This is a genomic window from Brevibacillus schisleri, from assembly GCF_055685845.1.
This window is the reverse complement of the sequence record NZ_JBVNDM010000001.1, coordinates 6385346-6410639: the sequence shown is the minus strand read 5'-3', so window position 1 is coordinate 6410639 and position 25294 is coordinate 6385346. Positions and strand designations below refer to the sequence as shown.

24 protein-coding genes and 1 riboswitch are annotated in these 25294 nt (G+C 47.5%); of the genes, 16 read left to right on the top strand and 8 right to left on the bottom strand.

Annotation, left to right across the window (positions count from 1 at the left end):
• Positions 1-93 precede the first annotated feature (93 nt).
• Complete coding sequence (locus ACUUHJ_RS30330; RefSeq protein WP_289675130.1) at positions 94-1083, top strand: siderophore ABC transporter substrate-binding protein; 990 nt, start codon at positions 94-96, stop codon at positions 1081-1083.
• Positions 1084-1172: 89 nt separating this feature from the next.
• Here ACUUHJ_RS30330 and ACUUHJ_RS30325 read toward each other — a convergent pair whose 3' ends face one another.
• From ACUUHJ_RS30325 to ACUUHJ_RS30295, 7 genes are all read right to left on the bottom strand, one after another.
• Positions 1173-1829, bottom strand: a complete 657-nt coding sequence (locus tag ACUUHJ_RS30325) for a DJ-1/PfpI family protein (RefSeq protein WP_472300874.1) — start codon at positions 1827-1829, stop codon at positions 1173-1175.
• A gap of 205 nt (positions 1830-2034) precedes the next feature.
• A complete protein-coding gene (locus ACUUHJ_RS30320; protein WP_015893859.1) occupies positions 2035-2898 on the bottom strand; it encodes an ABC transporter ATP-binding protein in 864 nt (287 codons plus the stop codon).
• Positions 2899-3074: 176 nt separating this feature from the next.
• Entirely contained in the window at positions 3075-3368 is a 294-nt protein-coding gene (locus ACUUHJ_RS30315; protein ID WP_015893858.1) for a YxcD family protein, read from the bottom strand.
• The gene (locus ACUUHJ_RS30310; RefSeq protein ID WP_289675128.1) at positions 3356-3790 is read right to left on the bottom strand and encodes a hypothetical protein; all 435 of its coding nucleotides are present in this window, start codon (positions 3788-3790) and stop codon (positions 3356-3358) included. The genes ACUUHJ_RS30315 and ACUUHJ_RS30310 overlap by 13 nt, the downstream gene beginning before the upstream one ends.
• Positions 3791-3939: 149 nt before the next feature.
• The gene (locus ACUUHJ_RS30305) at positions 3940-4602 is read right to left on the bottom strand and encodes a methionine ABC transporter permease (RefSeq protein ID WP_173626372.1); all 663 of its coding nucleotides are present in this window, start codon (positions 4600-4602) and stop codon (positions 3940-3942) included.
• Positions 4602-5639: a methionine ABC transporter ATP-binding protein gene (locus tag ACUUHJ_RS30300; protein ID WP_472300873.1), complete on the bottom strand. Its 1038-nt coding sequence runs from the start codon at positions 5637-5639 to the stop codon at positions 4602-4604. Before ACUUHJ_RS30300 ends, ACUUHJ_RS30305 begins: the two co-directional genes overlap by 1 nt.
• Before the next feature lie 42 nt (positions 5640-5681).
• Positions 5682-6512: a MetQ/NlpA family ABC transporter substrate-binding protein gene (locus ACUUHJ_RS30295; protein ID WP_289675125.1), complete on the bottom strand. Its 831-nt coding sequence runs from the start codon at positions 6510-6512 to the stop codon at positions 5682-5684.
• 102 nt (positions 6513-6614) lie between these two features.
• Positions 6615-6717: riboswitch (SAM riboswitch) on the bottom strand.
• A gap of 220 nt (positions 6718-6937) precedes the next feature.
• On the opposite strand from ACUUHJ_RS30295, the gene ACUUHJ_RS30290 reads away from it, so the two are divergent.
• The 12 genes from ACUUHJ_RS30290 to fumC all read left to right on the top strand — a co-directional run bounded on the left by ACUUHJ_RS30290 (position 6938) and on the right by fumC (position 21545).
• Positions 6938-7294: a DUF2294 domain-containing protein gene (locus ACUUHJ_RS30290; protein WP_289678170.1), complete on the top strand. Its 357-nt coding sequence runs from the start codon at positions 6938-6940 to the stop codon at positions 7292-7294.
• 197 nt (positions 7295-7491) lie between these two features.
• Positions 7492-8565: an ABC transporter substrate-binding protein gene (locus ACUUHJ_RS30285; RefSeq protein WP_472300872.1), complete on the top strand. Its 1074-nt coding sequence runs from the start codon at positions 7492-7494 to the stop codon at positions 8563-8565.
• Positions 8566-8663: 98 nt separating this feature from the next.
• On the top strand, positions 8664-9593 hold the full coding sequence (locus ACUUHJ_RS30280; protein WP_472300871.1) for a nucleoside hydrolase: 930 nt from the start codon (positions 8664-8666) through the stop codon (positions 9591-9593).
• Positions 9594-9619: 26 nt separating this feature from the next.
• The gene (locus tag ACUUHJ_RS30275; RefSeq protein WP_289675124.1) at positions 9620-10441 is read left to right on the top strand and encodes an ABC transporter permease; all 822 of its coding nucleotides are present in this window, start codon (positions 9620-9622) and stop codon (positions 10439-10441) included.
• A 5-nt stretch (positions 10442-10446) separates the two neighbouring features.
• Positions 10447-11235 carry an ABC transporter permease gene (locus ACUUHJ_RS30270; RefSeq protein WP_015893849.1) on the top strand — a complete coding sequence of 263 codons (789 nt, stop codon included), beginning with the start codon at positions 10447-10449 and terminating at the stop codon, positions 11233-11235.
• Positions 11236-11250: 15 nt separating this feature from the next.
• The gene (locus ACUUHJ_RS30265) at positions 11251-12312 is read left to right on the top strand and encodes an ABC transporter ATP-binding protein (protein ID WP_289675121.1); all 1062 of its coding nucleotides are present in this window, start codon (positions 11251-11253) and stop codon (positions 12310-12312) included.
• 18 nt (positions 12313-12330) lie between these two features.
• Positions 12331-14040, top strand: a complete 1710-nt coding sequence (locus ACUUHJ_RS30260) for an adenine deaminase (protein ID WP_289675120.1) — start codon at positions 12331-12333, stop codon at positions 14038-14040.
• A gap of 234 nt (positions 14041-14274) precedes the next feature.
• A complete protein-coding gene (locus tag ACUUHJ_RS30255; protein ID WP_289675119.1) occupies positions 14275-15759 on the top strand; it encodes a lytic polysaccharide monooxygenase in 1485 nt (494 codons plus the stop codon).
• A gap of 136 nt (positions 15760-15895) precedes the next feature.
• Positions 15896-17251: an MATE family efflux transporter gene (locus tag ACUUHJ_RS30250; RefSeq protein ID WP_472300869.1), complete on the top strand. Its 1356-nt coding sequence runs from the start codon at positions 15896-15898 to the stop codon at positions 17249-17251.
• A gap of 155 nt (positions 17252-17406) precedes the next feature.
• Positions 17407-18102: an MgtC/SapB family protein gene (locus ACUUHJ_RS30245; protein ID WP_289675116.1), complete on the top strand. Its 696-nt coding sequence runs from the start codon at positions 17407-17409 to the stop codon at positions 18100-18102.
• Between the two features lie 299 nt (positions 18103-18401).
• On the top strand, positions 18402-19508 hold the full coding sequence (locus tag ACUUHJ_RS30240; RefSeq protein WP_472298574.1) for an IS110 family RNA-guided transposase: 1107 nt from the start codon (positions 18402-18404) through the stop codon (positions 19506-19508).
• A gap of 648 nt (positions 19509-20156) precedes the next feature.
• Entirely contained in the window at positions 20157-21545 is a 1389-nt protein-coding gene (gene fumC, locus ACUUHJ_RS30235; protein ID WP_289675115.1) for a class II fumarate hydratase, read from the top strand.
• Positions 21546-21608: 63 nt separating this feature from the next.
• On the opposite strand, the gene ACUUHJ_RS30230 is transcribed toward fumC, so the two are convergent.
• The gene (locus ACUUHJ_RS30230) at positions 21609-22376 is read right to left on the bottom strand and encodes an SDR family oxidoreductase (protein ID WP_472300867.1); all 768 of its coding nucleotides are present in this window, start codon (positions 22374-22376) and stop codon (positions 21609-21611) included.
• A 164-nt stretch (positions 22377-22540) separates the two neighbouring features.
• On the opposite strand from ACUUHJ_RS30230, the gene ACUUHJ_RS30225 reads away from it, so the two are divergent.
• The 3 genes from ACUUHJ_RS30225 to ACUUHJ_RS30215 all read left to right on the top strand — a co-directional run bounded on the left by ACUUHJ_RS30225 (position 22541) and on the right by ACUUHJ_RS30215 (position 24991).
• Positions 22541-23230 (top strand): response regulator transcription factor, encoded by a 690-nt coding sequence (locus ACUUHJ_RS30225; protein WP_016739586.1) that lies wholly within the window; start codon positions 22541-22543, stop codon positions 23228-23230.
• The gene (locus tag ACUUHJ_RS30220; protein ID WP_289675112.1) at positions 23220-24329 is read left to right on the top strand and encodes a sensor histidine kinase; all 1110 of its coding nucleotides are present in this window, start codon (positions 23220-23222) and stop codon (positions 24327-24329) included. The genes ACUUHJ_RS30225 and ACUUHJ_RS30220 overlap by 11 nt, the downstream gene beginning before the upstream one ends.
• A 116-nt stretch (positions 24330-24445) precedes the next feature.
• Positions 24446-24991, top strand: a complete 546-nt coding sequence (locus ACUUHJ_RS30215) for a VanZ family protein (RefSeq protein ID WP_289675111.1) — start codon at positions 24446-24448, stop codon at positions 24989-24991.
• The last annotated feature ends 303 nt before the right edge of the window (positions 24992-25294 follow it).

Below are 25294 nucleotides of genomic sequence, written 5' to 3'. Positions count from 1 at the left end.
CCTATCGTTAAAATTTTGATGGCCTGCCGGGGGGTTCATCAGCAGCTGTCAATAATTTTATATACTTTTACATTCTATATAGAGGTGAGAGAAGTGAACAAAAAATTACTCATGCTGTTTATGGCAGTACTGTTGGCAGTATTCACGGCTGCATGCGGCTCCAATAACGCTGCTCCTGCAACATCTGCGACGGACGCAACCAAAGCACCTGAAGCGGCACAAACATCCGAAGAAGTTACGATCAAGCATAAATTAGGTGAAGCAAAACTGAAAAAGAATCCAAAAACGGTTGTAGCATTTGACTTCGGTGTTCTGGATTCCTTGGACAAATTGGGTATTGAAGTAGCGGGTGTTGCACAGTCTACCAGCATTCCTGCGTACCTGGAAAAGTTCAAAGATGCGAAATACACAAACGTTGGTGGTTTGAAAGAGCCAGACTTTGAAAAAATCAATGCATTGAAACCAGATGTCATCTTCATTTCTGGTCGTCAACAAGATGCTTACGAAGAGCTGAACAAAATTGCTCCAACCATCTTCATGGGTGTAGACAATGCGAAGTATATGGAATCATTCAAAGAGAACATGAAAACATTGGGTACCATCTTCGGTAAAGAAGCACAAGTAGAAGAAGAGCTGGGCAAAATCGATGCATCTATCAAAGAATTGAATGCAAAAGCAACGGCAAGCGGCAAGACTGCTCTGATCGTAATGGTTAACGAAGGCAAACTGAATGCTTACGGCGCTGGTTCCCGTTTTGGTATCCTGCACGGTGAATTTGGATTTACGCCTGTAGACAAAAACATATCTGTAGAAAATCATGGTCAAAGCGTTTCCTTTGAATATATAGCAGAAAAAGATCCAGACTACCTGTTCGTAATTGATCGTGGTAACGCGATTTCCAAGAATAAAGAAGTGTCTACTTCTACACAGCAAACAGTAGAAAACGATCTGATTAAGAACACGAAAGCATTCAAAACTGGCAACATCATTTACCTGGATTCTAGCAACTGGTACTTGTCTGGTGGCGGATTGGAATCCACCGCTGGCATGGCAGAAGAAGTTCTGAAAGAAGTGAAGTGGTAAGAGGCTAGAAAGGAAAGTGGCGACAGCCCAAGGGAGTAAAACATTCCCGGGGCTGTCGCCTTTTCATTTTATAGAACGTGCTGATTCATTTATACTCGGGGCTCCCGCTTGGCAAACTCCTGTAACATCCCTCTTATTTGTTCAACCAATAAAGCAGGTGCCTTCTTTGGCGAACCCGAGTCAAACGGTGGCTGGGGATCGTATTCCAAAATCAACTGGACTCCTTTGCCCATATCCTCTCCCAATTCCCATGCAACTAGTTGGAGTGCCATGTCGATACCAGAGGAAACGCCGGCTGCTGTAACGATTTTGCCCTGACGAACGACTCTCTCCTCTGTTGGAATGGTGCCAAGAGAGTGGAGCAGCTCGAACGACGCCCAATGAGTGGTGGCTACAGCTCCGTGTAACAAGCCTGCGGCGCTCAGGATCAGAGAGCCATTGCAAACAGACGTAGTCCATTTCGTCGTTTCGTGTATGTGGCGAATCCACTGTAGCGTTTCGTCGTCATTCATCGGGGTTTTATAATTGGGCGGACTGCAACCGGGCACTACAAGAATATCAGCGGAAGTAACTTCAGAAAAACTGTAATCGGCATGTAAATAACCCATATTGGAGTCAAGCTTGATTAACCCTTTTTTCTTAGCGACAAACTTCACTTCACATTTCAGTGTAGCAGCGAATACATCGTATGGACCAATGGCATCTAATGCGGTGATGCCGTCGAAAAGCAAGATGGCAACCTTCATGATGATCTCTCCTTCGAAATGGGATATTTTTCTTGCAAACAAATACTATCATACATATAGGGGGTATGTGTATGTCTGAGTTGTGACTAACTGCAAGGTTTTCTAAGCCCATGTAACGAGGAGAGAAAAATAGTCGGTATAGCAAAAAGCCGGTTACACCGTAAAACGTGATGAAAACCGGCTTTTTGTTTGCGGAATCTAACGGTTATCTGGCTCCAACCAGCTTACGCTCTTCCGTGTAAACAGGTTGGGTCGTGTTTTCGTTTGCTTGTTTTTGATCCACAGCATGACACAGCTCATATGGGAGGCAGAGCGGTACACCCGTGCGAGGATCAGTCAGGATGTCTGCTTCGATGTTGAATACCTTGCGCAGCATCTCAGGCGTCATGACTTCAGCAGGGCTTCCCTCAGCGACGACGGTACCGCGAGAGATGGCAACCATGTGCTGTGCATAACGGGTTGCATGGTTCAAATCGTGGACGACCATAACGATCGTACGATTTTCTTCGTCATTCAGCTTTTGCAGGAGCTTGAGAACCTCCAGCTGGTGAGCCATATCCAGGAAGGTCGTAGGCTCATCAAGGAACAGGATGTCTGTTCCTTGCGCCAGTGCCATCGCAATCCAGGCGCGCTGGCGCTGACCGCCGGATAGCTGGTCAACCGGACGATCATGGAAATCTGCCATCCCGGTCATGGAGATAGCCCAGTTTATGATCTCCTTGTCTTCCTTGGTCAAAGAGCCGAAGCCTTTTTGATGGGGGAAGCGGCCATAGGTAACGAGCTCAGACACGGTCAAGCCATCGGGTGCGGTTGGGTTTTGCGGTAAAATCGCGAGTTGCTTGGCGACTTCCTTGGTCGATTGCTGATGGATCGACTTTCCGTCCAAAAATACTTGTCCGCCGGTTGGTTTCATAATCCGCGCGAGAGTTTTGAGGATCGTCGATTTACCAGAACCATTTGCACCAACCAAGGCAGTGATTTTTCCAGAAGGAATGCTGATGTTCAAGTCTTTGACAATGGAAAGCTCACCGTATCCGATGTCCAGCTTTTGCGTGTATAAGCGCTCCACAATGGGCCAACTCCTTTTTAGGAAAGTATGTACATGTATGAGTAAACATAGACAATGATAATCATTTTCACTAAGGTAAAGTATATAACAGAACGAGGTCAAATTCAATATGAAAAAGCCAACCTGCTCACATGTGTGAACAAATTGGCCTTGGGTTAACAAATGATGTTCCGGTGTTAGTAGGTGATATGAGCGATGATCCCTTCTTCGTCGTCCAATACCAGCTCGATACCGGCGGAATAAGGGTTGCGCTGCATCTGAGTCTCCAGGTAGTAGCGAATCGCTTCAATCATGTTAATCTCGACGAAGATTTGTTGGCGATCCATCCAGTGTACTTCAGCAGAGAAGCCATACTCCTCGTCCCACATCAGCTCGACGGAGATGTCTTGTGGCTTCAACTGCTTTTTGAAAGCTGCATGAATGCAAATCGCGTTAATGATATCTTGTTCAGAAAAAGTTATCTTTTCCATGGGTTCAGTTCCTGTTCTTTCTCACGCTTGTTTTTAAAGTAGACGAACGCTTTGCGGATCAGGATAATCACTGCGAGGATCGCCATCAGGTTAATCATGAAGCCAAGGATGGAGCCCAGCATACCCATGTCACCGAATAGGGATCCGAACAGCAAACCAGCCAGACCACCAATCATGAGACCTTTCATGAAGCCGCCGCTTTTGCTTGCGGTAGCAGCAGGAGTTGTTGTCGTACCTTTATTGGTTGTTGCGTTTACATTTGAATCCGCTTTGTTGGGTGTTTGTGTATTGGTGGGAGCTGTATTAGAGTTAAAAGATTTTTTCCCGGACTTATAGCCTTTCGCGTCGGCGTGATCAATGAATCCTCCGGCCGGAGCGAGTACGAGCATTACGGCAACCAACATCATGATGAGTTTTTTCATGTTATTTGAGTAGCACCTCTCATTTGAATGACTTGTACATATAAGTCTACATGAATATCGAGCGAAATTCCAATGCACTTTCAGTGACGATTGGTTTAAATACCTACAAAAAAGCCCCTGACAAGCGATCTCGTCAGGGGTTCTTCGATTTACGCGCTCTTTTTCAGTTTTCGGGCTGCCCAGTTACCCAACGATTGAATGAGCTGGACCAAGACGACGAGGATAATGACGGTAATGATCATGACTTCGATGTCCCATTGCTGGTAGCCGTAGCGCAAAGCGAGATCGCCCAGTCCGCCGGCACCAACTGCGCCTGCCATAGCAGTAGCACCGATCAAACCGATGGTCGCGATCGTCAGGCAGAGGACGATGCCAGGCCGTGCTTCACGCAGCATGATGCGAAAAATAATCTGCGTCCGGGATGCGCCCATCGCTTGGTACGCTTCGATCACGCCGCGATCTACGTCATGTAGGGCCGTTTCCATCAGGCGTGAGATATAAGGCGCCGTATAGACGATGAGCGGCACAATGGCTCCTTCAATCCCAATCGAAGTGCCCACGATCAACTCTGTAAAAGGAATGATTGCAACCATCAGGATAATAAAAGGCAACGAACGCACAATGTTGATGAGCGTATTCAGGGTGTGATAAATGATTTTGTTCGGAAAAAGGTGGTTCGCCTGTGTGATGACCAACAAAATCCCGAGCGGAATCCCGATCAGTGTCGCAATGAACAAGGAAAACCCAACCATGATGACGGTCTCTTGCAGGGATTGCCCGAATACCGGAATCATTTCAATCAAACGCTCCATTAGCTCCGCACCTCCTCTGGTGACACAATATCTACGCGGTAGACGGATTCGCGCAAGAAGCGAATGCCATCTTGAATGGGCTGGTCTTCACCAGAAATGTGCAAAAGCAAAATGCCGAGCGCCGTTCCCTTAATGGTCGTAATCGATCCGTATAACAGATTGGTGCTAATCGGAAAGCGTGCGGATAAGGTGCCAAGAACAGGATCGAGAGCGGCATCTCCACGAAAAGCAACGCGAACAATTTTGGAAACGGGTCCGGTTTCTTTTATCTTGGACAAAATCTCTTGTGGTACCTGATCATCAAAAACCGTTTTGATAAAATTACGGGTCGTTTGCTCTTGCGGATTGCTGAACACATCCAGAACAGAGCCTTGCTCGATGACGACGCCGTTTTCCATGATGGCTACTTGGTCGCAGATTTTCTTAATGACCTGCATTTCATGGGTAATCAGCACGATGGTCAGGTTAAACTTTCGATTGATGTCGAGCAACAGCTCCAGAATGGATTCGGTTGTTTGCGGGTCGAGAGCGGAAGTCGCTTCGTCACAGAGCAGAATTTCCGGATCGGTCGCAAGTGCACGAGCGATGCCCACCCGTTGCTTTTGTCCACCGGATAGCTGAGAAGGATAAGCGTTTGCTTTATCAGACAAGCCAACCAAGCCGAGAAGGTCTTCTACCTTGCGTTTCATGACATCTTTGGGGACGCGATTCATCCGCAAGATTTCCGCCACATTGTCAAAGACATTATAAGAAGAGAGCAGATTGAAGTGTTGAAAAATAATCCCGATCTTTTTGCGAGCTTGCCGCAGCTCTTTTTCCTTGAGGGTCAGCATGTTCTGGCCATTGACGATCACAGAACCGCTGGTCGGCTTCTCCAACAGGTTGATGGTACGGAGCAGGGTACTTTTCCCCGCTCCGCTAAAGCCGATCACCCCGTAGATTTGCCCTTTTTTCACCTGCAGGGATACGCCCTTCAATGCTTCTACCTGCTTGTTTCCTACTTGATACGACTTATGAATATCGGTTAGCTGTATCATAACGAGTTCTCCTTGTTGTTCTTGATGTTCCTGGCGTCGATCTTACCAGGACGGCAGTACAGCTCCTTCAAAGCGTTCGTTGATGAATTTTTTCACTTCTTCCGAGCGGTAGATGTCCACTAGCTTTTTGACGGCTGGGTTGTCTTTGTTGGTTTCGTTGACTGCCAAGATGTTTACGTATGGAGAGTCAGCGGTCTCAGCGAAGATCGCGTCTTTTTTCGGGGAGTAGCCAGCTTCCATTGCGAAGTTCGTATTAATCGAAGCAACCTCTACGTTGCTCAGCGAGCGTGCCAGGAAAGCAGCCTCCAGCTCTTTGAATTGCAAATTTTTCGGATTTTCCACGATGTCCAGTGGTGTTGCGTTGTCGCCCACGCCATCCTTGAGCTTAATCAAGCCCGCTGCCTGATAGAGCAACAAGGCGCGTGCTCGGTTGGTCGGGTCGTTTTGAATGCCGACAACGCCGCCTGCCGGGATGTCCTCGACTTTTTTATGCTTGGTGGAGTACAGGCCCATCGGGTACGTCACGGTTTTTCCGACCTCAACGATCTTTGTTTTGTGATCTTGATTGAACTTCGCCAAGAACGGGATGGTTTGGAAGCTGTTTACATCGAGATTTCCTTTATCGAGCGCCTGATTCGGCTGTACGTAATCGTTAAAAACGACGACTTCGACATCGAGTCCTTTGCCTTTGGCGACTTCTTTTACTTTGTTGAGAATTTCTTCGTGTGGGCCGCCAGTGACACCCACTTTGAGTGAGGTTTGTTCAGCAGCAGTGCCGCCGTTAGCAGGCGCAGCTTCTTGTTTACCCCCGCAAGCCGTTACGAGCGATGCAGCGAGCAGTAGTGTAGTAAGCAGTAGACCAGTCTTTTTCATGAAAATACCCCTTTTCTCTGGATGTAAGATGGAAAAGAAAAAAGCCTCTTCCGACAGAAGAGGCGAAAACTGCAAGTATGTAACCACACTGCAACAATACCTCTCTTATCTGTCGGAATAAATTCCGCTGGATTTGGCACCGTATCGTTTGCGATAGGTTGCCGAGGTGTCATAGGGCCAGTCCCTCAACCTCTCTTCATAAGAGAATGTGCTATGAAATTATCATTCCAAACATTGTTGTTAATTCTTATTTGGATAGTTGGATTATAACGAGTGATTTTTTCGGTGTCAACAGTTTTTGCAAACGAATGACTTGGTGGAAAAATGTGAAATTGATCTAAATACGAATATTCTATTGAAGAATGAAAAAATCATATGTATAATGAGAGCGAATGAACCCGATACCAGCTATCGCAGGTGATGACATGACTTTCGTGGACTCCAATGAAACTAGAAAAAAGCTATCTGCCATCTATAATGAGATAGCAAAAGAGTTGTTCGGATTTGGAACGACTTTGCTCCGAGTCACGATTGAAAATCAGATGATTACGTTCCAAGCTAAGCATCGCCGCTCTCCGCGCTCACAAGCGTTGGAAGGAGAAGCACCGGCCCTCAAGCTCGAAGTTGATTTTCGCATGTCCCTTCTTTATAAGAAGAGACTGAGAGAACGACTGGAAGAAGAGATGGGGTTGCCGTTGGAAGCCGTGCTCAGGGACTATGATGCGCCTACGCAGTGGGCGATCACGAATGTTATTTTAGCTGAATCAGAACTGAATACCTGACGCAATCGTTCGGATTTTCTCTTTTGATCTATCTTAAGGGGAGACCGTAGACTTTGCGTAAAAACGGGTGTCACTTCTCTTTGTTTACGAAGAAAAGTGCTCTTGTTTAGAATGATACGTTCTAATCAAGGGTACTTTTCTTTTTATTATATCACCATATTTTGTCATCAAATGAACCCAACTGGAGGAGAATTACGATGAAGAAATTACTTGCTGGAATCCTGTCTTTTTCTATGATGTCACTGGCACTCGCTGGCTGTGGCAGCAATGATCAACCAAAAGCGGGGGGAGCTGGCGGCGAAGCCAAGGGCGAGCCACAAAAGCTGGTCATCTCCACATGGGGCTTCTCCGAAGACTTTTTCCGCAAAGAAGTATATGAGCCGTTTGAAAAAGAACATAACGTGAAAATCGTGCTGGAAATCGGGAACAACGCAGAGCGTCTGAACAAAGTTCGCCAAGGAAGCTCCGATGTAGACTTGATCTACCTCTCTGACTACTATGCACAGCAAGGGATTGAGAGTGGCGCATTTGAAAAAATCGACCGCAGCCGCATCCCGAACCTGGAACAAATCTACGACATCGCCAAAGCACCACTGGGCGAAGAATACGGTCCAGCTTACACGATTGGCCAATTCGGGATTGCCTACAATCCAAAGCTCGTAAAAACCGAGATCAAGGATTGGAAAGATCTGTGGAACCCAGAGCTGACAGGCAAGCTGACACTGCCAAGCATTACGTCCACAACTGGTCCGATGGTTCTCGACAGTGCTTCTGCGGTCGCGGGCAGCAAGGAATTTAACGAGGATCAAGCCTTCGCGAAAATGAAAGAAGTCAACAAAAGTGTCGTGAAGTTCTACGATAAGACCTCCGAATACGTGAACATGTTTGGACAAGAAGAAATCGGCGTTGGACCGATCATGGAAATGTACTTCAAAGACATCAAAGCCGCTGTTCCAGAAGCTGTTTTCGTACAACCTGCAAGTGGCGGATATGCGGTTATGAATACGGTTAACATCGTAAAAGGCTCGAAAAACAAAGCACTCGCAGAAGACTTCATCAACTATCAACTGAGCAAAGAGGTTCAGGAGAAAACAGCAAAAGCGAAAATCGATTCCCCTGTAAACAAGACCGTTCAACTGACAGAAGAAGAAGCAAAAGGTGTAACGTACGGGGAAGAAACCGTAAGCAAGCTGAAAAAGCTGGACATGAAATTCGTAAACGAGCACTCCAAAGCATGGATTGACCGTTGGAATCGTGAAATCACGCAATAACGTACGATAGAAAAACAAGGGGCGAGGGTATAGACAATTCGGATATACCCTCGTTTTTCAACGTATAGGAATTTATATGAACGTGAGGAGGACCACTTGTGAAAAAGATCATTCTTGACGTCGATACGGGCATTGATGATGCGCTTGGCATTATTCTCGCTGTGAAAAGCGGGCAATTCGATTTAGTTGGCATTACTACGGTGAATGGCAACGTGTCGCTGCGAAAAGCCACGGAAAACACGTGCAAAATTCTTGATTTCTTGCAAGTCGGTGAGCAAATCCCTGTCATCTGTGGAGCGTCTGAACCGTTGTTGCGGCCTCTGTTTTTCGAACATGCCGTACATGGTGAGGATGGTTTGGGCGGTGCCCTTGCCGGAGTTCCGATTTACAAGGAACCGACTGCTGGCTTTGCCCCTGATTTCATCGTAGAAAACGTACTCGCTCATTCTGGAGAAATTACGCTCGTCATGACGGGGCCGCTGACCAATTTGGCTTTGGCGGTGAAAAAATGTCCAGAGCTTGTTCAACACGTCAAGGAAGTCATTTTCATGGGTGGAGTGGTCCGCGAGCATGGCAATGTGACACCAGTTGCGGAGTACAACATGTACGTCGATCCAGAGGCAGCGAAGGTCGTATTTCATGCCGGATTCCCGCAATTGACGATGGTTGGCCTGGATGTAACGCGAAGAGTGCTGCTGAATGAAGAGCATATTCGCGGGCTAGGAGATACCCCGATGGGCGAGTACGTCAGACAGAGTACGTCTGATTACCTTCATCGCTATTTTCAGCGAAATGGCATTTATGCGTGCGCCATGCATGATCCGTTGGCTGTCGCAGTCGCACTCGATCCGAAGCTGGTGAAGACGCAGAAGTTATATGTAGATATCGAAACGAAAAGTGAGCTGTGTGATGGGCAAACGGTTTGCGACTTTCAAAACCGCCTGAAAAAAGAACCGAACATAAACGTCTGTCTGGACGTAGATGCAGATGCGTTCTTTGCGCGTTTTCTCGGCGCATTGAAAGCCTGACGATACCGTGAACAGGAGTTAATCAGATGAGAAAAACGGGTCTTTATTTATTGCTGTTGCCGGGTGTGCTGTTTTTGACGCTGTTCATGGTCATTCCGATCGTGATGACGATTGCGTCCACCTTTTATCAAGAGGGTAGCTTTACGATTCAAGGCTATCTCCAATTTCTTACCGACGCGTACTTCCTGAAAATTATGCTGACAACGTTGCAGGTCAGTCTGGTCACGACGATTGCGTGTGTTCTGATCGGTTTTCCTGCCGCGTACTACATTTCCAAGCTCGGACCACGCAAAAAAGGCATCCTGCTGGCATTGGCGATTTTTCCTTTGCTGACCAGCTCTGTCGTGCGGTCGTTCTCTTGGATGATTATTCTCGGAAAAAAGGGCTTATTGAACAGCTCGCTGCTTGCAATTGGGCTCATCGATAAGCCGTTGGAAATATTGTATACGCCGAGTGCGATGATGATTGGTTTGATTCATCTGTTCCTGCCGCTGATCATTATTACGCTGGTAGGGGTGATGGAAAACATCGACCCAGACTTGCTGAAGGCGGCGGAAAGCTTGGGTGCTTCCAAGTTGACTGCCTTTTGGAAAGTCATTGTGCCGCTTAGTGTACCGGGACTCATCATCGGTAGCATTCTCGTGTTTGTCGGAAGCTTGACCGCCTACACCACGCCTGCCCTGCTAGGTGGAAAACAGCGGGTCATCTCCACGTTCCTGTATCAAAATGCGATTACGCTGAATGACTGGCATTTGGCATCCGTCATTGCCACGATCATGATTGTCATTACATTTGTCGTCATCTACTTCATGAACAAGCTGGCGACGAAATTAAATCCGAAGGGGTAGAAGCTATGCAGGAGAAAAATCGCGGGTTGGCCCTGTTTACCTCTCTCGTCTTTCTGTTTTTGCTAGGGCCGCTCATTATCATTTCTTTTACGTCGTTTGAGCCGGGGAGTGTCTTGAAGTTTCCGCCGGAGGGTTTTTCCTTGCGGTGGTACGAAAACATTTTCGATGTAGAAATGTTCATGACGACGTTTAAGACGTCGATGTTCGTTTCCTTGCTGGGCAATCTCTTGGCGCTCTTGTTGGGGATTCCGGCAGCCTATGCGCTCAGTCGCTTTGATTTTCGCGGCAAAGGCATCTTGAATGGCGTTTTCATCTCACCTGTCCTGATTCCGGGTATCGTGATGGGCTTTGCCATGCTGAAATACGTCATTGTTGTATATAATTTGCCGATTTATGCGGGACTTCTCGTCGGTCATACGGTGCTGATGCTTCCGTTTATCATTCGCGTCATTGCATCTTCCTTGTCCAACTTTGACTTCGCCATTGAAGAAGCGGCGTTAAGCCTTGGGGCAGGTCGCCTCGAAACCTTTTTCAAAGTCGTCTTGCCGAATATTCGCTCCGGGATTATTGCTGCGATTCTGATCGCTTTTCTGGAGTCGTTCAACAACGTAGATATCTCTGTTTTCATGACGGGACCAGGGGTAAGCACGCTGCCGATCCAGATGCTGACGTACGTAGAAAACAACTTCGATCCGACGATCGCCGCGATTTCCGTGCTGCTCATGATTTTTACGGCTATTCTCATGTTCATCATTGAACGTCTGATGGGGCTTTCCTACTTTACAAAACGATAACGGAGGCATCAACTCATGGCATTGCTCACGCTTGAAAACGTATCGGTTGCCTATGACAATCAATATATTTTGCAAAACTTCAATCTCAATATCGAAAAAGGACAGCTCATTTCTTTGCTCGGTCCGAGCGGTTGCGGAAAGACGACGACGCTGCGTTTGATTGCGGGTTTTCTGGAAGCAAAAGATGGACGATTCATGTTTGAAGGAAAAGATTATACGCGCGTTCCGGTCAACAAGCGCAACTTCGGGTTTGTGTTTCAGAGCTATGCACTGTTTCCGCATCTTTCTGTTTTCGATAACGTGGCGTTCGGTTTGCGCCTGCGCAAGGTCAATGAAACAGAGGTAAAGACCCGGGTACAGCAAATCCTCGAAGTCGTGAGCCTCGGCGGCTACGAAAAGCGTTTCCCGAAGGAGCTGTCCGGTGGTCAAAGACAGCGCGTGGCAATTGCGCGTGCATTGGTGATTCAGCCTGACCTGCTGCTGTTCGATGAGCCGCTCAGTAACCTCGATGCCAACCTGCGGATCAACATGCGCGTAGAAATCCGTCGCATTCAGCAGGAGCTGGGAATTACGACTGTGTATGTATCGCATGACCAGGAGGAGTGCTTCTCCATTTCTGATCAGGTGGCGATTATGAACAAGGGTGTGATCGAGCAGCTTGACGATCCAGCCACGATTTTCAAATATCCGAAGACCGAGTTTATCGCTCGCTTTATTGGTTTTACCAACTTCATCGACTTCGCAGAGCGCACCGAGCAGAACGGGGAAATTGGCTTGCGTGTCGGTGACCATCATTTTACCGCGTCCAAAAATCCGGGTACGGCGAATCCGTCCGGCAAAAAATGCGCAATGCGACCAGATGACCTTCTCGTAACGACAGAAGAGAGCACCGAGTCGGGAATGAACCGTTTGCGTGGGACGATAAAGGTGAGCACGTTTTTGGGACGCAGCTATCAATATGTCGTGGAAACAGAGCTGGGCGACTTCACGGTCAATCAAGAGATGGAGACGCCGTACAAGACTGGCCTAAACGTCAATCTGCTGTTTCCAAAAGACAAAGTGGTACTCGTGGACTAAAGACAGGAGGTTATTTTCGTGAAGGTCGATTTGTTGATTCAAGACGTCCAAGTGTTTAACAGCTATTTTAAAAAGTTCATCAAAGGAAACGTCGCTGTTCTGGATGAACGATTCTTCTATATTGGTGAGCGCAGTACAGAAACATTTGAAGCTGCCGAGATCGTGGACGGACAAGGCCGCTACATGATTCCTGGTCTGGTCGATATTCACTTGCATATTGAGAGCACGATGGTGACGCCGGAGACGTTTTCCTTTGGCCTGATTCAAAACGGAGTGACGACAATCGTACCGGAGCCGCATGAGATGGCCAATGTGTTCGGGATCGAAGGGATCAAAGAAATGATTCGTGCGAGCCGTGATTGTGTCGTTGATATGCTGTACGCGATCCCGAGTTCTGTACCAGCTACCTCGATGGAAACGACAGGTGGGTCTGTCGAGATTGCAGACATGGATGAGCTCTTGCGTTCCGAAGAGATCATTTGCCTCGGCGAAATCATGAACTACGTAGACATCATCAAGGACCCTGACTGCAAGACGAGTCGCATCCTGGAGCATATCCGCAAGACGTATCCAAAGCTCGTCATCGAGGGGCATGTTCCGAAATTGCTCGATTTGGATCTGCATCGTGTTATTTATGCGGGAGTGGACTCTGATCATACGCATCAGACGCGTGAGGGCATGGAAGCGAGAATTGCAGCGGGCATGTTCCTGGAAATTCAGGAAAAATCGATGACCGATGAAGTCATGGACTATTTGATCAAAGAAGATGTTTCCGAGCATTTTTGCTTTGTGACGGATGATGTGATGACAGATTCTCTGGTCAATCGCGGACATCTGAACCATATCGTGAAAAAAGCCATTCAAATGGGCATGCAGCCAGAACGTGCGATCTACGCAAGTACATTTACCCCAGCCAGACGTATGAACATGACGGATCGGGGGGCGATTGCTCCTGGCAAAATAGCGGACTTCCTGCTGCTGTCTGACCTGCATGAACTCAAGATCGAGCGCGTCTACAAAAAGGGGAAGAAAGCTTACGACGCCAAGGAAGAGTACCGACAAGTAGTCAAAGAGAAGCAGTTTCCTGCACATTTTTATGAGAGCATCAAGCTATCGCCACTTACAGAGCAAGACTTCCGTGTCACAGTAGTTGTGCCGGACAATCGCTATCCATGTCGGGTCATGCTCGTTCAAAACGGTTCTACATTTACTGAGGATCACCGTGGGATCGCTGAGGTACGGGAAGGGCAACTCTTGTGGGAGGAGAGCCCGTACGGCTTGATTGCCGTCTTTGAACGCTATGGCATAAACGGCAACCGAGGCTACGGCTTGATCAGCGGCGATACGATCAAGCGAGGTGCGGTAGCCACCAGCTACTCGCATGACAACCACAATCTCTTGGTTGTCGGACACAATCCGCACGATATGATGGTCGCAGCCAATGAAGTCATCCGCAATCAGGGCGGCTTTTACGTGGTAGAGGATGGCAAAGTGATCGCGAGCCTTCATTTGCCGGTCGGAGGTATTTTGACAGAGGAACCATTGGAAAAGACGGCAAAGGAAGTCGAGCAACTTCGCCGTGCCATGGAGTCGCTCGGTTACAATCATTACAACCCGATCATGTCGATCAGCACGCATTCCTTACCGGTCAGTCCAGCCTTGAAGCTGACGGATCTGGGGTTGATTGATGTAAATGACGGGAAAATAGTTCCGTTGCTCTTGATGTAATAAAAGTTGCTTGCTGAAAATTATTTTCGGCAGGCAATTTTTTTTGATCAAAAAGTCCCGAAAGAAGCATATAAATCTTCATGCATAGGTATACACTCCTGAATAATCTCCTATTTCCTTACTGGAGTTAGGGTATTTGGCAGGTTTTGGTTTGGGTATTCAGAATCTGTAATACTGGAAAATTTTTCTGTAACATGGTATTCGATCCTATTCCAGAAAAGAGGAGATAAATAAATGGATAACGTAGGGTTGAGAAACAATCTGTTCAGTAAAGGGCTGTCGCTTTTGTTCATGCTGGCAATGATGCTGGTGGCAGGCGCGGCTACTCTCGTGTTCGCTGAGAAAGCCTCGGCTCACGGGTACATCGAATCGCCAGCGAGTCGCTCTTACTTGTGTAAGACGGGGCAAAACAAAGGCTGCGGTCAAATCCAGTGGGAACCGCAAAGCGTAGAAGGCATTGGCGGGTTCCCGCAATCTGGTCCTGCCGATGGTGAATTTACCGGTGGAGGACGCTATCCTGAGCTTTACGCACAGACAGCAGATCGCTGGACCAAGGTTACCTTGCAAGGTGGACAAAATGCGTTTACTTGGAATCTGACAGCCCCGCATAGTACAGCGGAGTGGAAATATTACATCACGAAAAAAGGCTGGAATCCTAACAAGCCGCTTGCCCGAGCGGATCTGGAACTGTTCTGCTCGTTCCAGGACGGAGGGAAAAGACCGCCATTCACGTTAACGCAAACGTGCAATGTACCGACAGATCGTAGCGGTTACCACATTATTTTGGCTGTTTGGGAAATTGCTGATACAGGCATGGCTTTTTACCAGGCCATTGATGTGAATTTGATTAATCCTGGAACAGGTATCGTAGAAAAGCCAACTGTTCCAGAAAACGTGACATCTGTATCGCAAACAGCTACAAGCATTGACCTTAGCTGGACAAAATCAGTAGCATCAGAGGGAATCAAACAATACGATGTGTATCGCGATGGTAAATTCATCGCATCAACGAAAGAAACAGTTTACACAGACAAAGATTTGACGCCTGCTACGGCTTACAGCTATACTATTGTGGCAGTCGATGGCAAAGGGAAAGAGTCTAACGCGAGCAAAGCACTTACCGTTCGCACAAAAGCTGAAGATATCGTGGATACAGAAGCACCGACAGCACCAGCAGGAATCATGACTCACCATCCAACAGAGACAGAAATTGATCTCATGTGGAGTCCTTCCCGTGACAATGTGGGTGTGGTGAAATACGAGATTTACCGTGATGGCTCCCACGTAGGAACAGTTGAGAAGCCTTCCTTTGTCGATAAAGGATTAACGGCAGGAACATCTTATACGTATACGATCAAGGCAGTTGATGCAGCGGGAAATATTTCCGAAGAGAGCGCACCTTTTGCCGCAAGCACAAAAGAGAAAAAGCCTGAAGTACCAGGTGAAATCGCTGAGTGGGATTCCTCTGCTGTGTATGTTCAGGGCAACCGGGTCTTGTATGATGGACTGGAATACGTAGCAAAATGGTGGGTAACTGGTGAAAAGCCAGACCGTTCCGATGCGTGGAAGCTGGTAAGCGATGTCGTACTGTCGTGGGATTCCAGCAAAGCGTATGATGGTGGAGCGCAAGTGAACTACGAAGACAAGATTTATAAGGCAAAATGGTGGACCAAGGGCGAAGAGCCTGGGAAAGCCGATGTATGGAAGCTGGCTGAATAATGTAGTAAAGCCCGGGTGAACTGCCTGGGCTTTTGTTTGTCTAAGTGCAGCCACTATTTTGCCGATTCCTACTTGTTTTGCTATACTTATAATTTGAACGATAAGCCCATCTTATAAGGTTAGAAGGAAATGAAAAATGAATGAAACCTATTCGCTAAAAGAAAAATGGCGACAGTTTTTGGCTGTTTTGCTTCCAATCTTGATCTCACAACTTGCGCTGTTTTCGATGACGTTCGCCGATACCATCATGTCTGGACACGCCAGTCCGACAGATTTGGCTGGGGTAGCGATTGGGGCTAGTCTATGGACACCTGTTCAAGCAGGCTTGACGGGGATTCTGATGGCTGTCATGCCAATGGTTGCACAGATGGTTGGGGCAAGGAAACAAGATCAGGTGTCTTTCACGGTTATGCAAGCCTTGTATTTGAGTGTAGGGATTGCGGTCGGTGTCATCATTGTCGGTGGTTTGGTGCTTGATCCGATCCTGAACTGGATGCAATTGGAGCCTGAGGTGCGTACGATTGCTCGCGGCTTCCTGCATGCCATCGCTATTGGAATTATTCCGATGTTTCTTTATACGGTGCTCCGCTGCTTTATCGACGCATTAGGACAGACAAGGGTAACGATGTTCATTACCCTGCTTTCGTTGCCGATTAATGTCTTGTTGAACTACGCTCTTATCTTTGGTAACTTCGGATTGCCTCGACTGGGTGGAATCGGTGCCGGGCTTGCATCTGGCATCACATACTGGTGTATTTTGCTGATTACTCTTTTTGTCGTGAATCGCGTACATCCATTCGTTGAGTTCGGTTTGTTCTCCAAATTTCATCGGATCTCGATGAAAGCATGGAAAGAGCTGCTGAAGCTAGGGCTTCCGATCGGATTTTCGATCTTCTGCGAGGTTAGCATTTTTGCGGCCGTCACTTTGTTCATGAGTGAATACAGCACGATAACGATTGCTGCGCATCAGGCAGCGATGAACTTCGCATCCTTCCTGTACATGGTGCCATTGAGCATATCCATGGCGTTGACGATTGTCGTCGGCTTTGAGGTAGGAGCCAAGAGGTTCCGGGACGCGAAGCAGTACAGTTATTTGGGTATAGGCATCGCTGTTGTTATCGCCCTTTTGTTCGGAATCAGCTTGCTGATGTTTAGCGAGCAGGTGGCTGGTTTTTACACGACCGACATCGAGGTGTTGGAGCTTGCTCAGCATTTCTTGATGTACTCGATCCTTTTCCTGATCTCTGATGCCATCGCGGCCCCTATTCAAGGGGTACTGCGCGGGTACAAGGATGTGACCATTACCTTTATCGTTGCGCTGATATCTTATTGGGTGATTGGCTTGCCTTTGGGATACATTCTGGCGAAATTCACTTCTCTTGCCGCATTCGGATACTGGATTGGTCTGATTACGGGATTGGCTGCCGGTGCCATCTTCCTTTTTGGACGTCTGCTGTCGTTACAGAAACGCATGATTCGCAGCCATTCATAAGGAAACAGATAAGCGGAAAATCCTTGGAGTGGGGGTTTTCCGCTTTTTGCATGAAGAATGAAAGCCCCGTTTACACTAAGTGAAAGACCAGATATACTTCTTATCATAGGTGATGGAAGATAACCTGACATCAATGCAGAGGGGGGGAGAGACTCATGTCACTCTCGGTATTCACGACGTATGATTTTTTGCTAAAACTAGGAGTTGCACTATTTCTAGGCTTGATGATTGGTATGGATCGGCAGCTCAAGCACAAGCCACTGGGTGTAAAAACCAGCATGGTTATTTCGGTTGCGAGCTGTCTCATTACGATTGTCTCGATTGAATCCGTTCATCGGTTCTCCTTGCCCGGACACACGAATATGGACCCGTTGCGCTTGGCTGCTCAAATTGTGAGCGGTGTAGGTTTCCTTGGGGCTGGTGTTATTCTACGCCGGAGTAATGATGTCATTTCAGGTTTGACCACAGCATCGATGGTCTGGGCGGCTTCTGGACTTGGGATTGCAGTAGGTGCAGGATTTTATTTTGAGGCAGTAACCGCGACGCTCCTCATTATTTTGGCGATTAATTTGTTCCCGGTCATTCTTCGCTTGGTTGGTCCAGAATCACTCAGACAAAGAGATTTGTCGATCAAGATTGTGGTCGAAGGCGGGGGCGATTTGGATTTGGTGTTCAAGCAGATTAAGCACCTTGAACTGCAAGTGAAGCGGGTGAAGGTCAAAGACTTGGACAATAGTCTGCAAAAGCTGGAAATGATGATTACAGCGTCGGAAAATACGTATACAACGGATATTTACAGCCTGTTGAAGGCCGTCGATCATGTCATTTCGGTAGAAGTAGAAAGCAGATAATATGGAATACTAGAAGACGGAGGCCATCAAGATTTGGCTTTCGTCTTTTTTAGTTGCTGTCGTGAAGGAAGAAGCGCATTTCCAGTCTACGCTTCGGCCTCCGCCCTGCTGAGGGTGAAGACTGTCCGCTTCGGAAAAAATGGCGGGAGCGCTTCAAACGTAGATGGTTCGAAGAAGGACTCCATAAGTTATTATGAACGAGGACAGCCCCTATTCGTAACTTCGTAGGTTACTCTGGCTACACTAAGGGCAAGTACGCCAATAGACAGAGCGCTACAATACGAAAGGAGCTGCTACTTATGAAGGATTTCACAAAATACGTTGGTTTAGACGTTTCAAAAGATAAAATTGCGGTGGCAATAGCTGAAGATGGCCGAGAAGCCCCACGTTATTGGGGAATGATTGCTCATACACCTGAAGCTGTTCGTAAACTCATGAAACAACTAGGAGATTTTCACTCTCTTCAAGTGTGCTATGAAGCAGGTGCTACCGGTTATGAACTATATCGGCTTTTTCTTCGTCTCGGAATCGATTGTATAGTTGTTGCTCCTTCTCTTATCCCGCAAAGACCAGGAGATCGAGTAAAGACGGATCGGCGAGATGCACTCCGTTTGGCTCAGTTGCTTCGTGCAGGTGAGTTGGTTTCGATTTATGTACCGACGGAAGAAGATGAAGCTCTACGTGACTTAGTTCGTGCTCGGGAAGATGCGAAAGAAGACCAGCTTCGAGCCAGACACCGTTTAACGAAATTTCTTCTTCGTCACGATTTGCGGCCTCCTGTAGGAATTAGAAAATGGACCGTTAGGTACAGAGAGTGGCTTGATCGTTTAACCTTTTCACAAAACAGCTCACGTACCGTTTTTCGCGAATATTTGCATCAACTAGACGAGATCGAGCAACGTTTAAAACGTCTTCATGAGGAAATTCACGCTCAAGCGACAGAAAGTGTTCATGCTCCTATGATTCAAGCTCTCCAATCATTACGTGGTGTCGCAGAAATAACCGCTACCAGCTTGGTTGCAGAAATCGGTTCTTTCTCCCGATTTGCCCACCCTCGTCAGCTGATGTCTTATGCTGGATTGGTTCCTTCCGAATCGTCAAGTGGGGATCTCCGTCGACAAGGGGCCATTACTAAAACAGGAAACACTCATCTTCGTCGTGTTCTGGTAGAGGCTGCTTGGAGTTACCGTTATCCACCTGCGTTAAAAGGGGAGATTCGGAAAAGACAGGAAGGCCAGTCGAAGGAAGTTCAAGCCATTTCATGGAAAGCACAAAATCGATTGCATAAAAAATATTGTCGCCTCATGGCGAAAGGAAAGCCAGGCGGAAAAGCAGTGACAGCTGTTGCCCGTGAATTGTTGGGTTTTATTTGGGCGATCACTCGACAAATGGAACAAGCGTCATAAAAAGTTAACCTAGAATCAAGCAGTGAAGATAGGGCTCGAAGGCAAAAGGAAGAACCGGTAGGGAGAAACCACGTGCTTCACTTGCACACTTGTTTAAAAACAACTATGTGCGTCATAAGTTTGTGGAAGCTCCCCCGAACGGAGAGATAAAATGTGAGAACCCACGTGTCTTTACCCATTCTTGTTGCTTGACATGGAGCCTCTGCGGGCATGATCTTTGCGTAAAACGCGGTGGGTTTCTTTACGCTGACCGCAACAGAGCAGTCTACCACGCCCGCCTCTCCATATAAAGCAACAAGAAAAAAGGAAAAAGAAAAAACGGGGCCGTCATGCTATTGACAGTCCTCGTTCATATCAGTGAAGCTGAAATTCCCCGCCATTTTTTCCTACGCTGGGTTGGGCTCCAGAGGCGCTTGGACTGGAAATGCGCTTCTTCTACGTAGCTTTTGTTTCCATTCTTGAAAGTGAACTCATGAAGTCTTTTCTGAATCACTTACCAACCGTTTGAAGACAGCATTCTTTTTCATTTTTTCCGAAAAAACACTTCATCCCTTGCTAACAAGAATGAAAATCATTATCATTTTAATAAGAAGAACTGCCTTATCCTTTTTTACATAAGAAAACGCTTGATAACGAGGAGGATGCGAGATGGAATTCAGAATTGAAAAGGATACGATTGGAGAAATCAAAGTTCCGGCGGATAAGCTGTGGGGCGCCCAAACACAACGCAGCTTCCAAAACTTCGAAATCGGCGAAGAAAAAATGCCACTTCCACTGATTCGCATGTTTGCCATCCTGAAAAAAAGCGCTGCGCTGGCGAATCAAAAGCTGGGCAAGCTCGACAATGAAAAGGCAGAAGCGATTGTGGCGGCAGCAGATGAAGTGATCCAAGGAAGATGGGATGAGCATTTCCCGCTGGTTGTCTGGCAAACGGGCAGCGGCACGCAATCCAACATGAACGTCAATGAAGTCATTGCTCATCGCGCGAACCAATTGCTCGAAGCGAAAGGTAGCTCGGCTCGCATCCACGCCAACGATGATGTGAATAAATCGCAGAGCTCCAATGATACATTCCCGACAGCGATGCACATGGCTGGACTGGTCGCTATCGAGGAGCAAGTACTGCCTGCACTCCAGTTGTTAAAGGCAACATTGAAAGAAAAAAGCGAAGCCTATATGGATATCATCAAAATCGGTCGCACGCATTTGCAGGACGCGACTCCGCTGACGCTGGGCCAAGAATTCAGTGGTTGGGTACGCATGCTGGAAAAATCCGAAAAGATGATTAAGGAGAGCAATGAGTACCTTCGTGAGCTAGCGATTGGCGGCACGGCAGTAGGGACAGGAATCAATGCGCATCCGCGCTTCGGTGAAATGGTCGCGGCAGAAATCAGCACGGAAACCAAGCACCAATTCGTAACCGCGGAAAACAAGTTTCACGCGCTGACCAGCCATGACGAGCTCGTTCATGTACATGGTGCCCTCAAAGCACTGGCTGCGGACCTGATGAAAATCGCCAATGACGTGAGATGGCTGGCGAGCGGCCCCCGTTGCGGAATCGGTGAACTTATCATTCCAGCAAACGAGCCAGGCAGCTCCATCATGCCAGGTAAGGTGAATCCGACCCAAAGCGAAGCGATGACGATGGTCGTATGCCAAGTGATGGGCAACGATGCTGCGATTGGCTTTGCTGCAAGCCAGGGGAACTTTGAGCTAAATGTGTTTAAGCCTGTGATTATCTACAATTTCCTGCAATCCGCAAGATTGTTGGCTGACGTGATGAAGTCCTTCAACGACAATTGTGCAGTAGGCATCGAGCCTGATCTGACGGTGATCAAAGAAAACCTGAACAATTCGCTGATGCTGGTGACGGCACTGAACCCGCATATCGGCTATGAAAATGCGGCAGCAGTTGCGAAGCTGGCACACAAAGAAGGCCTCACACTCAAGGAAGCAGCAATCAAGAGCAATTTGCTGACCGAAGAGCAATTCGATCAAGTCGTGCGCCCTGAACAAATGATTCATCCAAAAGAATAAGATCTTCATAAACAAAACCGATGGTCCCGCGCTTGTGACCATCGGTTATTATTTTGAGAACCATTACAGATGCGAACCACCACTGGCATCAATTAGCTGTCCCGTTACCCACCGGCTGTCCGAGGAAGCGAGAAAGGAGGCAATATCCACTACATCATCAGGCTCTCCCCATCTGTTGAAGGTGGAAAGTCCAGCTGCATACTTCTGCCCATCCGGATTATTTTGCAACATGCCAGCATTCATCTCCGTGTTAATAATGCCCGGCAGGATCGCGTTTACCGTAATCTGACGGCTCCCCAGTTGTTTTGCCAAGGCTAGCGTCATTGTGTTAATAGCCCCCTTCGATATGCTGTAAGTGAACACACTTGGGGAAGCTGCACGAGTCACAAAGGATGAGAGATTGATGATACGGCCTTCCTCTCTTAAGCGGGGCAAAGCTTGTTGGATCATAAAAAACGGTGCTTTGACATTGATGTTCATGACCTCGTCAAACGATTCCTCGGTAGCCTCTTCCAACGTTAAGATTTGTCCGATCCCAGCATTATTGACGAGAATGTCAAAACGATGATCTCCTGTACGCTTCTGCAGTGCTTCGTCCAATGTCGCATAAAAATTACGAATGCCGTCAAGGGTACGCAAGTCTGTGCCGATTGCGAATGCCTGGCCTCCAGCGAGTTCAATCTCACGTACGACTGCTTCTGCTTCTTCTTGTCTTCTTCCATAGTGTACGACGACGAATGCTCCGTCCTGTGCCAGACGTAATGCGATGCCACGACCAATCCCCCTGCTTGCTCCGGTTACCAACGCAATTTTCCCTTTCAAATTACCCATGGTTTCATCTCCCTTGATTGAAATTCAAGTTAGTTATAACACAGGGGGATGTTTGAAATATTGCTCTCTCATTCGGCGGTTGGTCTTACTTGCTTTACCTTTTCTTTAACAATTCTTGTTATAGTAAGGCTATCTATATCTACTACGCACGCGTTCGGAGGTGTTTGTCTGTGAGGATTTTGATTGTAGATGACGACAAAGAGATTGTAGAGCTGATGGCGATATATTTGAGCAACGAAGGGTATGAGATTGAAAAGGCTTTTGACGGTTTGGAAGCGATGGAGAAGCTGGAGCAGAAGCCCATCGATCTCGTCATTCTGGATGTCATGATGCCCAATTTGGATGGGCTGGAAGTTACCAAGCGCATACGAAAAAACTCGACCATCCCCATCCTGATGGCGAGTGCTAAAACGAATGATATGGACAAAATCCTGGGCTTGATGACGGGTGCAGACGATTATGTGGCGAAGCCTTTTAATCCGCTGGAAGTGATTGCGCGGGTCAAGTCTCTCCTGCGACGGTCGAACTACACACAGGCGAGCAAACAGGATCATGTGATTGAGGCGGGACCATTAATTATCGACAAGCAAAGCCACTTCGTTCAGACTAAAGAAGGCACCCCGATCAAGCTGACTGCATTGGAATTTTCTGTCCTGCATCTTCTGGCAAGTCATCCGAATCGGGTATTTAGCTCGGAAGAAATTTTTGACCGCTGCTGGAAAATGGAGAACTTCGTTTCCTACAAAACGGTAATGGTTCACATCAGCAACTTGCGGGAAAAACTGGAGAAGGCGACCAATGGCGAGAAGGTGATACAGACGGTCTGGGGGGTCGGCTATAAAATTGAAGCTTAGAGCCAAGGATTTTATTCGCATCCTTTTTGATTTGCTACTTGGCCTCATGATCATCTACGCTGTTTTCCAAATGGCTGATTTTTTTGCCAACAACTATTTGTACGCCATCCCGGAAATCAGAGAGTTCATTTGGAAGTTGCGGGTCAATTTCGATATCAATTCCTTTAAAATCCCAATTGTTTTGTTGGCAACCGGTATGTTTGCGGCGTGGTCGGTCGTTCGTATCCGCAAGTATCTGGAACAAAAGCAGATGGAGCAAATCATAAACGAGCTGCATTTCATTGCAAAAGGCAACTATCATCACCAGATTTCCATTCGTCCGAACGGCAGCTTGGGTCAAGTCGTCGATAGCATCCATGCTCTGGTCAAAAGTGCCTTGGATGCGATGGAGGAGGAGCGGCGGCTGGAACAATCGAAGGACGAGCTGATCACCAACGTTTCCCATGATCTGCGAACGCCGTTGACCTCCATCATTGGCTACCTTGGGCTGATTGAGCAAAACAAACACAAGGACGAGGAGAATCTCAAGCACTACGCCCATATCGCCTATGAGAAGGCCAAACAGATGAACGTGCTCGTCAATGATCTATTTGAGTACACGAAGGTCCGCAATCGCGGGGCGTTTTTGAAGCGAACGCAGTTTGACTTGGTAGAACTGGTTGAGCAAGTATCGGTCGGCTTTCGACTCGTGGCGAATGAGGCAGGACTGCGCTTAATCGTAGATACGCCCGATCAAAAAATCGAAATGGCAGGAGATACTGACAAGCTCGTTCGCGTTCTGGAAAACCTCATTTCCAACGCCGTGAAATACGGGCACGATGGTACGGAAATTATCATACGCGTCTTCTGTCAAGGAGAAGGTGTCGCGATTTCTGTTGCCAATAACGGAGCACCGATCCCGGCTGAATATGTGCCGAGCTTGTTTGAACGCTTTTTTCGGGTGGAGGGCTCACGTTCGAAAGAGACAGGAGGCTCAGGTCTTGGTCTCGCTATCGCCAAAAGCATCATCGATCTGCACCAAGGCAGCATTTCTGCCGAAAGCACAAGCGAATGGACGACCTTTACCGTTTGGCTACCACGTACAATCTCAAGCCTTTGAGAAAGCTTTACTTTTTCTTTACCTTTCGTTTCCGTTAATTTTAATCGAAAAGTCTATCCTCACTACATGAAGGTTACGAGAAGCGGCCAACAAACTGATGGAGGGAGGATTTGACAATGGATAACGTGCAAAAAGTGGAGAGACCGACAGAACTGCTTGTTATTGCAGGTTATGCAGTGTTTGCCCTTTACTTGTTTCTCGTCGTGAAGGTACTGCTGCTTAAATTCGGCAGTTTGGATAGCAGCTTGCTATTGGATCAGTGTAAAATCATTTGGAAAGATCCCTCTGTGATTGTGGAGCGCTTACGATACCGGAGCAATTTGGTGCCCTTTCACGAAATCGAGAACTATATCAAATTGATACGAAATAACCAAAGCTGGCACAGTGCAGTGAACTTCGTAGGCAACGTAATCGCCTTCATGCCATTTGGCTTCCTGCTGCCACTCTTGTTCCCGAAAAAAGCCGGCTCCCTGTTCAGGGTCATCCAGCTATCCCTAATGCTAAGCCTCGGCGTGGAACTGACACAACTCGTAATGAACGTAGGAACGTTCGATGTCGATGATTTGCTCCTGAATACAGCAGGCGGGATAATTGGGTATATCGTGTACTTGTTCATTTGGCTTCTACAAAAAAAGCGGTTCATCTTGTCCATTTCATCCTAGGCTACCTATTAGGCACCCCTGTGGTGCTTTTTTCTTTATTATTAAAAAAGGTGTGGGTGAGCAAAGAAAGCTGGCGAGAAGAAAAAGCACAGGGCTCGCAGACCTTGACAACGCCTCCCCAGTCGGAACTTCAAAAAGGGGACCACGCTTGTCGAACACTTCTCCCTTGAAACGTCCGCCCGTAGGGTGGCTTTGGTCGACGGTCCCCTTTTTGAAATGTAGACGGCCAGTGAATCCCCCTTGTGGGCGTGTCAGAGTCGAAGAGAACTGTGCTTTTTCTTCCCCTCCACCATGTTGACCCAA

Coding starts and splice junctions, on each gene's coding strand:
- ACUUHJ_RS30250 (WP_472300869.1), top strand. CDS start 15,896: ATGAATGAAACCTATTCGCTAAAAGAAAAATGGCGACAGTTTTTGGCT.
- fumC (WP_289675115.1), top strand. CDS start 20,157: ATGGAATTCAGAATTGAAAAGGATACGATTGGAGAAATCAAAGTTCCG.
- ACUUHJ_RS30295 (WP_289675125.1), bottom strand. CDS start 6,512: ATGAAAAAGACTGGTCTACTGCTTACTACACTACTGCTCGCTGCATCG.
- ACUUHJ_RS30245 (WP_289675116.1), top strand. CDS start 17,407: ATGTCACTCTCGGTATTCACGACGTATGATTTTTTGCTAAAACTAGGA.
- ACUUHJ_RS30265 (WP_289675121.1), top strand. CDS start 11,251: ATGGCATTGCTCACGCTTGAAAACGTATCGGTTGCCTATGACAATCAA.
- ACUUHJ_RS30285 (WP_472300872.1), top strand. CDS start 7,492: ATGAAGAAATTACTTGCTGGAATCCTGTCTTTTTCTATGATGTCACTG.
- ACUUHJ_RS30230 (WP_472300867.1), bottom strand. CDS start 22,376: ATGGGTAATTTGAAAGGGAAAATTGCGTTGGTAACCGGAGCAAGCAGG.
- ACUUHJ_RS30290 (WP_289678170.1), top strand. CDS start 6,938: ATGACTTTCGTGGACTCCAATGAAACTAGAAAAAAGCTATCTGCCATC.
- ACUUHJ_RS30305 (WP_173626372.1), bottom strand. CDS start 4,602: ATGGAGCGTTTGATTGAAATGATTCCGGTATTCGGGCAATCCCTGCAA.
- ACUUHJ_RS30325 (WP_472300874.1), bottom strand. CDS start 1,829: ATGAAGGTTGCCATCTTGCTTTTCGACGGCATCACCGCATTAGATGCC.
- ACUUHJ_RS30240 (WP_472298574.1), top strand. CDS start 18,402: ATGAAGGATTTCACAAAATACGTTGGTTTAGACGTTTCAAAAGATAAA.
- ACUUHJ_RS30270 (WP_015893849.1), top strand. CDS start 10,447: ATGCAGGAGAAAAATCGCGGGTTGGCCCTGTTTACCTCTCTCGTCTTT.
- ACUUHJ_RS30275 (WP_289675124.1), top strand. CDS start 9,620: ATGAGAAAAACGGGTCTTTATTTATTGCTGTTGCCGGGTGTGCTGTTT.
- ACUUHJ_RS30255 (WP_289675119.1), top strand. CDS start 14,275: ATGGATAACGTAGGGTTGAGAAACAATCTGTTCAGTAAAGGGCTGTCG.
- ACUUHJ_RS30310 (WP_289675128.1), bottom strand. CDS start 3,790: ATGAAAAAACTCATCATGATGTTGGTTGCCGTAATGCTCGTACTCGCT.
- ACUUHJ_RS30300 (WP_472300873.1), bottom strand. CDS start 5,639: ATGATACAGCTAACCGATATTCATAAGTCGTATCAAGTAGGAAACAAG.
- ACUUHJ_RS30315 (WP_015893858.1), bottom strand. CDS start 3,368: ATGGAAAAGATAACTTTTTCTGAACAAGATATCATTAACGCGATTTGC.
- ACUUHJ_RS30215 (WP_289675111.1), top strand. CDS start 24,446: ATGGATAACGTGCAAAAAGTGGAGAGACCGACAGAACTGCTTGTTATT.